11 protein-coding genes and 1 pseudogene are annotated in these 11,315 nt (G+C 55.4%); 7 read left to right on the forward strand and 5 right to left on the reverse strand.

From position 1 onward, the window contains the following. Positions 1-14: 14 nt before the first annotated feature. Positions 15-497: a GNAT family N-acetyltransferase gene (locus tag EX31_RS05700; protein ID WP_037033842.1), complete on the forward strand. Its 483-nt coding sequence runs from the start codon at positions 15-17 to the stop codon at positions 495-497. Here EX31_RS05700 and EX31_RS05705 read toward each other — a convergent pair. Together EX31_RS05705 and EX31_RS05710 are read right to left on the reverse strand one after the other, a co-directional pair. After that, positions 481-933, reverse strand: coding sequence for a GNAT family N-acetyltransferase (locus EX31_RS05705; protein WP_037033844.1), 453 nt, complete (start codon positions 931-933; stop codon positions 481-483). The two genes, EX31_RS05700 and EX31_RS05705, sit on opposite strands and share 17 nt — an antisense overlap. A 28-nt stretch (positions 934-961) precedes the next feature. Beyond that, positions 962-1,528 carry a helix-turn-helix domain-containing protein gene (locus EX31_RS05710; RefSeq protein WP_013573409.1) on the reverse strand — a complete coding sequence of 189 codons (567 nt, stop codon included), beginning with the start codon at positions 1,526-1,528 and terminating at the stop codon, positions 962-964. Positions 1,529-1,666: 138 nt separating this feature from the next. Here EX31_RS05710 and EX31_RS05715 point away from each other — a divergent pair, with 138 nt between their 5' ends. The 5 genes and pseudogenes from EX31_RS05715 to EX31_RS05735 all read left to right on the forward strand — a co-directional run bounded on the left by EX31_RS05715 (position 1,667) and on the right by EX31_RS05735 (position 6,343). Beyond that, positions 1,667-2,869: a benzoate/H(+) symporter BenE family transporter gene (locus EX31_RS05715; protein WP_037033845.1), complete on the forward strand. Its 1,203-nt coding sequence runs from the start codon at positions 1,667-1,669 to the stop codon at positions 2,867-2,869. Between the two features lie 122 nt (positions 2,870-2,991). Further along, positions 2,992-4,023 (forward strand): L-idonate 5-dehydrogenase, encoded by a 1,032-nt coding sequence (idnD, locus tag EX31_RS05720; protein ID WP_037033846.1) that lies wholly within the window; start codon positions 2,992-2,994, stop codon positions 4,021-4,023. 87 nt (positions 4,024-4,110) lie between these two features. Beyond that, positions 4,111-4,707: a DJ-1/PfpI family protein gene (locus EX31_RS05725; protein ID WP_013573406.1), complete on the forward strand. Its 597-nt coding sequence runs from the start codon at positions 4,111-4,113 to the stop codon at positions 4,705-4,707. Positions 4,708-4,838: 131 nt separating this feature from the next. Further along, positions 4,839-5,381: pseudogene (locus tag EX31_RS05730) on the forward strand (isochorismatase family protein); the annotation flags it as partial. 47 nt (positions 5,382-5,428) lie between these two features. Next, positions 5,429-6,343, forward strand: coding sequence for a GlxA family transcriptional regulator (locus EX31_RS05735; protein ID WP_013573404.1), 915 nt, complete (start codon positions 5,429-5,431; stop codon positions 6,341-6,343). A gap of 6 nt (positions 6,344-6,349) precedes the next feature. Here EX31_RS05735 and EX31_RS05740 read toward each other — a convergent pair whose 3' ends face one another. Beyond that, entirely contained in the window at positions 6,350-7,345 is a 996-nt protein-coding gene (locus EX31_RS05740; protein ID WP_037033847.1) for an acyltransferase, read from the reverse strand. Between the two features lie 235 nt (positions 7,346-7,580). Here EX31_RS05740 and EX31_RS05745 point away from each other — a divergent pair, with 235 nt between their 5' ends. Further along, entirely contained in the window at positions 7,581-8,819 is a 1,239-nt protein-coding gene (locus EX31_RS05745; protein WP_037033849.1) for an MFS transporter, read from the forward strand. A gap of 129 nt (positions 8,820-8,948) precedes the next feature. Here EX31_RS05745 and EX31_RS05750 read toward each other — a convergent pair whose 3' ends face one another. Then, positions 8,949-10,487, reverse strand: a complete 1,539-nt coding sequence (locus EX31_RS05750) for an acetaldehyde dehydrogenase ExaC (RefSeq protein WP_013573400.1) — start codon at positions 10,485-10,487, stop codon at positions 8,949-8,951. Positions 10,488-10,588: 101 nt separating this feature from the next. Then, positions 10,589-11,230, reverse strand: a complete 642-nt coding sequence (locus tag EX31_RS05755; protein ID WP_037033850.1) for a glutathione S-transferase — start codon at positions 11,228-11,230, stop codon at positions 10,589-10,591. Between the last annotated feature and the right edge of the window lie 85 nt (positions 11,231-11,315).

Genomic DNA, 11,315 nt, shown 5'->3' on the forward strand with positions numbered 1-11,315 from the left:
ATCAGAGGGAAAGGATGACTATTTTAGCGCCGATGAGTGCTGCGTTTTACCAGGGTTTCGCAGAACAGCTGGCAAAAGATTATGCAGAAGAGAACGTAACAGCCGGTCTTTGGCAGGCGGATACCGCGCTGGAACGGGCTCGCAGTTCTACGCAAAGTGCACTGCCGCAAGGTATTGATACGCCGGATCAGTATCTTTTTGAGATTAAAACCAAAGAGAACGGCGAAACAGCGGGTTATTTATGGTTTGCCAATGTGGAACGTTATGGCGTGCGCAGCGCGTTCGTGTACGAACTGACGGTGTATCCGCAATTTCGCCGTCAGGGTCATGCAGCGGCAGCGTTCAGATTGATGGAAGAACGCCTGCAGGAACAGGGTTGTGTGGCAATTGAACTTAATGTCTTTGCCAGCAATCCCGGTGCGCAGGCGCTGTACGCAAGCCTCGGTTACGTCACGACGAAAATGAATATGCGTAAACCACTTAACGGGAATATTTAATAAATTCGGTCAGCGTACCAATACGATCATACAGTTTGCGGGCAGTATGATTTGAGGTCTGGGTAGTCCAGTAGACGTTGGCTTTATTGTTTTCGTCGGCGTAAGCATAAACCGCTTCAATCAGTTTTTGCCCGATCCCCAGTTTGCGGGCGCAGTCGTCAACGTACAAATCCTGCAAATACACCACCTGCTGCATGTGCCAGCCATGATCGTGATTGATACAGTTCACCAGCCCGACCAGTTTTCCCTCGTACTCCGCCACATAGCCAAACATGCTGGCGTAATCAGGCTGTGATAAACGCTGGAAAGTGTAATCAAATTGCGCCGGATCGAGCTCCGACTGGTAAAAATCCAGATAATCTCGCCATAACACTTCCCAACCTTCGCGGTCTGCGGGGGTTAACAGACGGATCATCACATCTTGCGGCTGGCTCATCGGGCATTCTCCTCAGGAAATGAAAACGTTACGGGCGTGACTGCGGATAATGTATCAGGTCATGGAAACGCACGGAATGACCGCTTTCATTGCGGTAAGCGTGCGGACAATCGGCAACAAAACGCAAAGCTTCACCGGCACTGAGCACACGCGTCACGCCGTCAACCGTCAGCGTCAGTTCACCTTCGATAACAATCACATGCTCAATCACTCCGGCTTCGTGTGGTGTGGATTCGCTGCATCCGCCCGGCTCGAGATCGATAACAAACATGTCCATACGCAGCGTGGTATCGAACGGAAACAGCGGCACCACGCGCATGCCCGAAGTGTCACTGTTGAACGTAGTCAGTAAGCCGTGGCGATGCAACGCCGCTGACTGCGCGGGCGGCGTTTCGAGAAATTCCGAGAACGAAACATTCAGGCCGCTGGCGATTTTCCACAGCGTCGCGACGGTCGGGCTGGATTCGCCGCGCTCGATTTGCCCGAGCATCGCCTTGCTGACGCCGGTATGTTCTGCCGTCTGGCTGAGACTCCAGCCGCGTTCGCTGCGCACGGCTTTCAGCTGGCTGCCAATATGGTGGGTGAGTTCCTGCATCCTGACTCCTCTGGCAATCGTTTTTACCGATCGCGATTGTGCGTTATAACGCACAGTGATATCTTGAGCGCAGCAGATGTGCGCTATAACGCACAACAGCATACCGCCAGCGTCCGCTAACCAGAAGGAATTTCGCCCATGGCCTCGCGTCTCAGTTTGCAGAATTTAACGTTTTCGGCGGTAATCGCCGGATTTGTCGCGGTTTTAGTCGGGTATACCAGCTCCGCCGCGATTATCTTTCAGGCGGCGGAAGCGGCAGGCGCCAGCGTAGCGCAGATTGGCGGCTGGCTGAGTATGCTCGGGCTGGGCATGGGTGTTACCAGCATCGGGCTATCGTTGTATTACCGCACGCCGGTGGTGACGGCCTGGTCAACGCCCGGTGCGGCGCTGCTGGTGACCAGCCTGCCCGGCACTTCGCTTAACGAAGCCATTGGCGTATTTGTGTTTGCCACCGGGCTGATCCTGCTGTGTGGCGTGACCGGCTTATTCGCCAGACTGATGCATTACATTCCTCAGGCGCTGTCAGCGGCGATGCTCGGCGGTATTCTGTTGCGTTTCGGGCTGAACGCCTTTACCTCACTGCAAAGCAATTTTGCCCTCGCAGGGACCATGTGTCTGGTGTATCTGCTGGCAAAACGCGCCCTGCCGCGTTATGCGGTGGTAATGGCGCTGGTTGCCGGGCTGATCGTCGCCGCATTACAGGGGAATATTGCGCTGCACGGTCAGACGCTGACCTTCGCCGCACCGGCGTTTGTGATGCCGCATTTCACACTTTCCTCGATTATCGGCATCGGCATTCCATTTTTTGTGGTGACCATGGCCTCACAGAATGCGCCGGGCATCGCCACACTGAAAGCGCACGGCTACCATCTGCCTGTTTCGCCACTGATTTCCTGGACGGCGCTGACTGCGTTAGTTTTAGCGCCGTTCGGCGGTTTTACCATCTGTATCGCCGCCATTACCGCCGCAATTTGTATGGGTGAGGATATTCATCCTGATCCCAAAAAACGCTATATGGCAGCCGTCTCGGCAGGCGTTTTCTATCTGATTGCGGGCGTGTTTGGCGGTTCCATCGGCATGGTCTTTACTGCGTTGCCGGAGGCGCTGATCCACACCATCGCCGGGCTGGCGCTGCTCGGCACCATTGCTGGCAGCCTGTACCGCGCGCTGGAAAATGAGCGTCAGCGCGACGCGGCAGTCATTACGTTTCTGATCACTGCTTCCGGCGTCACGCTGCTGGGAGTCGGTTCGGCATTCTGGGGGCTGGCCGGTGGTGTGATAACCCATCTGATCCTCAGCATTCCGGCGCGCAATCGTGATAAATCTGCCGGGAAAAGTTGAGTCCGTTCAAGTTATGGGTAACAGGTTTTCGTAACACGGCGCAAAGTGACGACGATCACATTTTATGACCGGCAAACCCTCTTTACTGGGCGCAATCAGGCCCTTTAAAGAGCGAGAATTCCATGACTATTGCCACACAATCCTGCGTCGTGACCGGGAAAAAAGACGTTTCGGTGATCAACCAGACCCTCGACTACACCGGAGCAGGTACGCTGGTGAAAATCACCCGCGGCGGCATCTGCGGCTCGGATCTGCATTATTACGAACACGGCGCGGTGGGTGATTTCAAAGTGCGCGAGGCGATGGTACTCGGCCACGAAGTGGTGGGTGTGGTGGAGAAATCGGATAACCCGCGTTTGCAGCCTGGTCAGAAAGTGGCGCTGAACCCGAGTAAGCCGTGCAAAGCCTGCAAATACTGTCTGTCCGGCGACGAAAACCAGTGCACCACCATGAAATTCTTCGGCAGCGCGATGTATTTCCCGCACATCAATGGCGCGTTTACGCAGTATAAGATCGTCGACAGCGACCAGTGCATTCCTTACGACAATCAGGTCAGTGACCGTCTGATGGTGTTCGCCGAGCCGCTGGCCGTCGCCATTCATGCCGTCAATCAGGCAGGCGATATTCATGGCAAAACGGTGTTTGTTTCCGGCGTCGGTCCGATCGGTTGCCTGATCGTGCTGGCGGCGAAAGCCAAAGGCGCCGCGCAAATCGTGGTGACGGACCCGAGCGAACGTTGCCGCACGCTGGCACTGGCGGTGGGTGCAGGTAAAGCGCTGGACGCCGCACAGGGTGATTTCAGTGAATATCAGGCGGAGAAAGGCTTTTTCGATGTCTCCTTTGATGCCTCCGGCCATCCGTCTTCCATCCGCCGTTGTCTGGAAGTGACCCGCGCGCGCGGCACGCTGGTTCAGGTCGGCATGGGGCCGGTGGTGAATGAATTCCCGCTGATGATGCTCATTGCCAAAGAAATTAACTGGGTCGGCAGCTTCCGCTTCACCGAAGAATTCAACACGGCGGTCGAATGGCTGGCGAATAAAACTGTCGATCCGATGCCGCTGCTGTCGGCGGAATTCCAGCAGGAAAGCCTGGTGGAAGCGCTGGAATACGCCCTGGATAAATCCAAAGCCTCGAAAGTGCAACTGGTTTTCTAACCGGGTCTGCAATACCAGTCACAATATCAAAACACCGTTTCATTTTATTATATCCTCTGATTTTTATCCTCAGAGGACATTTGCATTATGGTAAAGGACAACGCGAAAAAGCAGGTCGCTCTGCTGCTGGCCGACGGATTTGAAGAAGGTGAAGCGGTAATTGTGCTCGATATTCTCGAGCGGCTGGAGATTCAGGTCACCACATTAGCCTGCCAGAAAAGCCTGACGCTGCGCACCTATCACGGCATTCAGATGCAGGCCAACGAACTGCTGTCCGCGCAGGGGGATCGTTTATTCGATGCCGTCGTCATGCCCGGCGGGCCGGAAGGTTCAGTGGCGCTGGCGGCCAGTAAAGAGGTGGTGGAATTTGTCCGCCGTCATGACGACGCCGGGAAACTGATTTGCCCGCTGTGCTCCGCTGCCGCGCGCGTACTCGGCGGAAACGGGCTGCTGAAAGGTCGCCGCTATGTCTGTTCTGGCGATTTATACAAAGACGTGAAAGACGGTGTTTACGTCAATCAGTCGTTTGTAGAAGACGGCAACTTACTCAGCGGCAAAGGATTAGGGCTGGCGTTTGATTTTGCGTTTCAGCTTGCGTACCGCCTGACCGGCGACGCTGAAACGACTAATTTCCAGGCCGACCATATCGACTATCACCACTGGCGCGCCGATCAGAAGCTTTGATCAAAAAATTCTGAATCGAAGGCGGATGGCGCAGGTCGTCCGCCCTGGTCAGCATCATGTCCGTTTTTGGCATTCTTCTCATTTCAATTCAGGCACACACTGGCTTAACACTCACCAGATGGAGTCCGGAAATGACCCAAAGCGCCCTGTTAAACATCGACGTTCAACGTTCCTTCGAACATAAAGACTTCTGGCAGCAGGATGATTTACCGGCTTTCAGCGCAGCCTTAACCCGCCTGATTGATGGCTGTCAGGCCCGCAACGTGCCGGTTATCGACGTGTTTCACGTCAATCCTGATGGCGACTTTTCGCTGGCTTCCGGTCTGGTCACGCCGATGACGTTCCTCACACACCAGCCGCAACATGTCGTCCATAAACACGTCCACAATGCCCTGACGGAATCCGGCCTCGACGGCTGGCTGCGTGATAAAGGCATCACGCATCTGATTATCGCCGGTATGCGTACCGAGCAGTGCTGCGAAACCACGGCTCGCGTGGCGTCCGACCTCGGCTATTCGGTGACTTTTGTCACCGAAGCGACACTGACGTTCCCGATGACCCACGCCAGCGGACTCACGCTGAGCGCGCAGGAGATCAAATTGCGTACCGAACTGGTGCTCGACGACCGCTTTGCCACCCTCACCGACGTGACCGGTGCGCTGGCGGAACTTGACCGCGTTGTGTGAAGATAGCGTTTTCCCCTGCGGACGGATGAAGCACTATGCAGCGAAATGTCTACTTTGTGACGCTCCCCGGCGTGATGTCGTTAGATCTCACCGGCCCGGCGGAAGCGCTGCGCCTGAGCGGGCAATTCCGGCTGCACTACATCGGGCCGCAGCCGGAAGTCATGATGTCTACCGGCCTGATGGTCAGCCATTTACAGCCACTGCCGCAAAGCCTGCCAGAGGGCAGCATTCTGATCATGCCGGGCGTGGCGGAATCCGCTGAAAACTTCAGCTCAATGGTGGCGCAGACGACCTGCGACTGGCTGCATCAGCAGAAAAGCGCCATTGAAGCGGGGAATTTAACGCTGGTATGTATCTGCTCCGGCAGCCTGCTGGCCGGAAAAGCCGGGCTGCTCGACGGCTATCAGTGCACGACACATCACGACGTGATCGGGCAGTTGCGCCAGCAGGTCCCCGCCGCACAGGTCAAAGATAACCGGATATTTGTTGAAGACCGTTCCGTGCTGACCAGCGCGGGCATCAGCGCCGGTATCGATCTGGCACTGCACCTGATCGCCACGCATCTGGGACCGCAGGCGGCGCTGGATGTCGCCCGCGAAATGGTGGTCTATTTTCGTCGTGGCGGTGATGATCCGCAACTCTCTCCGTGGCTGCGTTACCGTAATCATCTGCACCCCGCCGTTCACCGCGCACAGAATCTGATGGCCGCCGAACCGGAATCCGCCTGGCAGGTGGAAGAGGTCGCTGCCAGAGCGCACATCAGCGCACGCCACCTCACCCGTTTGTTCCGCCAGCATCTGGGTATCAGCGTGCGTGACTACCACGAGCAACTGCGTATCGCCGTGGCGCAACAGCGCCTTCAGCAGGGATCAGGCATCGAAAAAGCCGCCCTCGCCGCCGGATTTTCGTCCGCAAGACAATTGCGCCGTGCGCAGGAGCGGTGGCGTTAAAGGGATTCAGCTCACCCAATTCCGCCGGTCTATTTTCCCCAACCCCATCGCCAGTAATAATCCGCCACCCAGTCCGCAGATAAACAAAAAGGCGATGTTCAGCAGCGGATATTGCGGAAAGTCGAGATGCTGGCTGCGCAGGCCAATGATGATCAGTGCATGAAAGCCGTAGATGGCCAGGGAATGACGGGAGATCGGGGCAAATCCCGGCAGCATGCGGTGTGTCAGCGCGTTTTTGAACACCACGAACAGCGCGATGGCGGAGATAAACACCAGCGGGCCGCTGTAGACGTAAAAGGTGTCGGCGAAATTCTGGTTAATCTGCATCTGCCGGTACGTACCCGTGGCAATCGCCAGCGTGCTGAGGATAAACAGGGTGCTGGCGGTAAGCGTGATTACCATTTTTTCAGTATTGAGCTGGCTGATGGCGCGGCCCATCAGGGCGTAAAGCACGTAATAGAAGGTATCGCCACTGATGTATAAATCCAGCGGCAAAAGATGGATTTTCTGCCATGTCACGGCAGGCAGCTGCGGATTCGCCAGGACGCCAAGCAATGTTCCGGCGATCAGCAGGTATCTGCCGGATACGGCTTTAACGTTAATCAGCGGGGAAATCAGGTAAATCACGATAATGGCGTAGAAAAACCAAAGATGGTAAAACACCGGCTTTTCCACAATCAGACGCAAAGACGGCCAAAATCCTATTTTTGTCATCGTGAGGATATACATCAGCGAGACGGCGCTGTAGAACAGCAAACATAATGTGACGCGCCAAAAATGCCGTTTTTGCGCACTTTTTTCACCCAAAAATAGCGCACCGGAAATCATAAAGAACAGCGGCACACAGACGCGCGAGGCGGAATTGAGCAGGTTTGCCACTGTCCATTCAGCGGTATGGACCGCAGCGAAATTGACCACCAGCGAGGTGCTGGCGTGGATCATCACCACCATCATGCAGGCGAGCGCACGCAGATTATCTATCCAGCTGATTTTTTGGCTCATTCCCTGCAATTTCCTTCTTACCGATGGTTGTTGGCAGCGTAGCCAGCTTTTGGAGGGCTAACAAGGCAAAAGTGCCGTTCTCAGATTGTGCTGAACGTGAATCTGAAGATTGCGTTGCGCTCAAATAATCGGCAAAATAGCCAGCATTACTGCCTCGCTTGCGAAACCCGCCCGGACAGTCTCTTATTTTCTGCTAATTTTCAACCGATTAGCCTTACGTCTGTGAATAACTAAAATGCATAATTCTCCAAATACTGCGTCCCTTCTGGGTCGGCAGGCGCTTTTGTTCCCTCTGTGCCTGGTGCTGTTCGAATTCGCGACTTATATCGGTAACGATATGATCCAACCGGGCATGCTGGCCGTCGTGGCTAATTTTAATGCCGGGGAAGAATGGGTGCCAACATCCATGACCGCTTATCTGGCTGGCGGCATGTTCCTGCAATGGCTGCTCGGGCCACTGTCAGACAGGCGCGGGCGTCGTCCGGTTATGCTGGCGGGCGTGAGCTTTTTCATCATCACCTGTCTGGCCATTTTGTTCGTACAGAACATTGAACAGTTTATGGTGATGCGTTTCCTGCAAGGCATCAGCCTGTGCTTTATCGGCGCGGTCGGCTACGCGGCGATACAGGAATCTTTCGAAGAATCGGTGTGTATTAAAATCACGGCCATGATGGCGAATGTCGCGCTGATTGCCCCGCTGCTCGGGCCGCTGGCCGGTGCGGCGCTGATCCACATTGCCCCGTGGCAGTCGATGTTTGTAATTTTCGCCGTGCTCGCCGCTATCGCGCTGTGGGGACTGTGGAAATCGATGCCGGAAACAGCTTCCCGGCTTGGCGAACCGTTCTCGATGCCAAGCCTGCTGCGCGATTACAAGCACGTGCTGAAGAACCGTCAGTTCGTATGCGGCGCGCTGGCGATTGGTTTTGCCAGCCTGCCGCTGCTGACGTGGATTGCACAGTCGCCGGTGATTTTAATCAGCGGCGAAGGCTTAGCCACTTACGATTATGGCCTGTTACAGGTGCCGATTTTCGGCGCACTGATTATCGGTAACGTTACGCTGGCGCGCCTGACGGGCAAACGTACCGTCGAATATCTGATTAAACTGGGCGCAGGCCCGATGGTGGTCGGTTTGCTGATCGCCGCGGTGGCTACGATGTTTTCTGCGCACGCCTATCTGTGGATGACCGCCGGTCTGAGCCTGTATGCGTTCGGAATTGGTGTGGCGAATGCCGGTTTGTACCGCCTGACGCTGTTCTCCAGCGACATGAGCAAAGGGACTGTCTCCGCCGCCATGGGCGTTATCAGCATGATGATTTTCACGGTTGGGATTGAGCTGGCAAAAGTGGCTTACGTCGAAGGTGGTGCGGGGATGTTTAACATGTTCAACCTGATAAGCGGTCTCGCCTGGCTGGCGCTGGTGGTGGTTTTCCTGCGCAGCCGTCAGGTGGTGCTGCCGCCGAACAGCGTGGTGTGATTTCGATCTGAGTCGCCTGCAAAACCCCCTCCCCGCCTCCCCCTTCGCAGGGGGAGGAGTAAAAACGCCGACCTGCTCCCTCCCCTGCGAAGGGGAGGGCTGGGGTGGGGTATTAATGGCAACTCAGAATCAGAAAAGCCCCATCGGTTTACTTGAATAACTCACCAGTAAACATTTCGTTTGCTGATAGTGATCCAGCATCATCTTATGGGTTTCGCGCCCGATACCGGATTGTTTGTAGCCGCCGAATGCCGCATGTGCCGGATAGGCGTGATAGCAGTTGGTCCAGACACGGCCAGCCTGAATGTTGCGCCCCATATGATACGCCACGTTGCCGTCACGGCTCCAGACACCCGCCCCCAGCCCGTACGCCGTATCGTTGGCGATTTGCAGCGCCTCATCCATATCTTTGAATGTCGTTACCGCCAGCACCGGTCCGAAAATTTCTTCCTGGAAGACGCGCATGTTGTTTTTACCCAGCAAGATGGTCGGTTGCAGGTAATAACCCTCGTTCAGCGAACCTTCAAGTTTCTTCTTCGCACCGCCGGTCAGCACTTCCGCGCCCTCATTTTTACCGATTTCGATGTAATCCAGAATGGTTTTCATCTGTCCGGCAGACACCTGCGCGCCCATCTGGGTTTCCATATCCAGCGGGTTACCGGTTTTGATCGCTTCCACGCGTTTGATTGCCCGTTCCATAAAGCGTTCGTAGATGGACTCCTGCACCAGCGCACGGCTCGGACAGGTACAGACTTCGCCCTGATTGAAGGCAAACAGCGCGAACCCTTCCAGCGCTTTGTCGAAGAATTCGTCCTCTTTATCCATCACGTCGGCGAAGAAAATATTCGGCGATTTACCGCCCAGTTCCAGCGTAGCCGGGATCAGGTTTTGTGCAGCATAGCCGGCGATCCGCTGGCCGACTTCCGTCGAACCGGTGAAAGCGACTTTGGCGATACGTTTGGAGGTCGCCAGATATTCGCCGATTTCTCCGCCCGCGCCGTTGACCACGTTAATGACGCCAGCAGGCAGAATGTCCTGCACCAGTTCCATCAGCAACAGCACCGACAGCGGCGTCAGTTTGGCCGGTTTGAGTACGATGCAGTTACCTGCCGCCAGCGCCGGTGCCATTTTCCAGCACGCCATCAGCAGCGGGAAATTCCACGGGATAATTTGTGCCACCACGCCCAGCGGTTCGTGGAAATGATAGGCCACGGTTTCGCTGTCGATTTCGCTGATCCCGCCTTCCTGTGCGCGTACGCAGGAGGCGAAATAACGGAAATGGTCGATGGCTAACGGCACGTCTGCGCCACTGGTTTCGCGGATCGGTTTGCCGTTATCCCAGGTTTCGGCATTTGCCAGCAGTTCAAGGTTTTGTTCCATGCGATCGGCGACTTTCAGCAGTAAGTTTGCACGCTGCTGCACCGGCATTTTTCCCCATGCGTCTTTGGCTTGATGGGCGGCATCCAGCGCCAGATCGACGTCATCGGTGCTGGAACTGGCCACTTTACACAGCACTTCGCCGGTAACCGGCGTCAGGTTGTCGTAATACTCTTTTTTTACCGGCGCGACCCATTCACCGCCAATAAAGTTGTCGTATTGTTTTTTGAGTTTCAGCGGGAAACCGTATTCTTCCGGTTTGACGGCATGAGGATTTTTATCATAGGCCATGATGGAACTCCTTTATGCAACAGGGATTAGCAGAGCGCTGCACAAAGCTTAGGCTTTAAAAATCTCACCGGCAGATTGTAAAGAGAAGTCTTCGAGCGGCCTCACACCTTTTTCGCTGCAAAGCTGGCGTTACCACTTCCGGGGGGTGTGGTGCGCGCAAAACTCTCGCGCTGGAACAGGCGTTCAACCAGTTTTACCAGTTCGGGATGCTCGACACACCAGCCCGGCGCAATACGCCGGAAGTTGAGATAGCCCAGACAACAGGCGACGGCAATATCGGCCACGTTGAGGCTTTCAGAATTGATCAATGTGCGGTTTGCCGCATGCTTTTCCAGCGCATCCAGCCCGCGCAGCAGTTTTTCCCGCTGGCGCAAAACCCAGGCTTCGTTACGTTTATCCGCATCGCGGCGACCTTCCAGCACCAGCGCCACGGCTGCATCAGTGACGCCGTCGGCCAGCGCTTCAATTTGCTTCACACGTAACGCTTCCAGCGGCTGCCAAGGCAACAGCGTGGGCGCGACATTCATCAGTTCGATGAACTGCACAATGATCGGGGAATCATAGAAAATTTCGCCATCATCGGCGACCAGCGCGGGGACTTTTCCGAGAGGATTGTACTGCGTGATTTTGCAGCCAGGTTCGTGGGGGGTGTCATTAATGAAATCAAACGGGATGCCTTTTTCCAGCAACATCACCGAAATTTTGCGTACATACGGGCTGGTATAACTGCCGATCAATTTCATCAGACCCTCCTCGTTTTCGCCGGAACCTCTTTTAAAGCTAGCAGCCATGCCGGGGTTTACCAGTCACGGCTGCCAGATTTACAGG

The organism is Rahnella sp. WP5, assembly GCF_000745615.1.
GTDB lineage: Bacteria > Pseudomonadota > Gammaproteobacteria > Enterobacterales > Enterobacteriaceae > Rahnella > Rahnella aceris.

Bases quoted from the DNA above. Each gene is read 5' to 3' on its own strand.
- EX31_RS05700 (WP_037033842.1), top strand. From the start codon at position 15: ATGACTATTTTAGCGCCGATGAGTGCTGCGTTTTACCAGGGTTTCGCA.
- EX31_RS05705 (WP_037033844.1), bottom strand. From the start codon at position 933: ATGAGCCAGCCGCAAGATGTGATGATCCGTCTGTTAACCCCCGCAGAC.
- EX31_RS05710 (WP_013573409.1), bottom strand. From the start codon at position 1,528: ATGCAGGAACTCACCCACCATATTGGCAGCCAGCTGAAAGCCGTGCGC.
- EX31_RS05715 (WP_037033845.1), top strand. From the start codon at position 1,667: ATGGCCTCGCGTCTCAGTTTGCAGAATTTAACGTTTTCGGCGGTAATC.
- idnD (WP_037033846.1), top strand. From the start codon at position 2,992: ATGACTATTGCCACACAATCCTGCGTCGTGACCGGGAAAAAAGACGTT.
- EX31_RS05725 (WP_013573406.1), top strand. From the start codon at position 4,111: ATGGTAAAGGACAACGCGAAAAAGCAGGTCGCTCTGCTGCTGGCCGAC.
- EX31_RS05735 (WP_013573404.1), top strand. From the start codon at position 5,429: ATGCAGCGAAATGTCTACTTTGTGACGCTCCCCGGCGTGATGTCGTTA.
- EX31_RS05740 (WP_037033847.1), bottom strand. From the start codon at position 7,345: ATGAGCCAAAAAATCAGCTGGATAGATAATCTGCGTGCGCTCGCCTGC.
- EX31_RS05745 (WP_037033849.1), top strand. From the start codon at position 7,581: ATGCATAATTCTCCAAATACTGCGTCCCTTCTGGGTCGGCAGGCGCTT.
- EX31_RS05750 (WP_013573400.1), bottom strand. From the start codon at position 10,487: ATGGCCTATGATAAAAATCCTCATGCCGTCAAACCGGAAGAATACGGT.
- EX31_RS05755 (WP_037033850.1), bottom strand. From the start codon at position 11,230: ATGAAATTGATCGGCAGTTATACCAGCCCGTATGTACGCAAAATTTCG.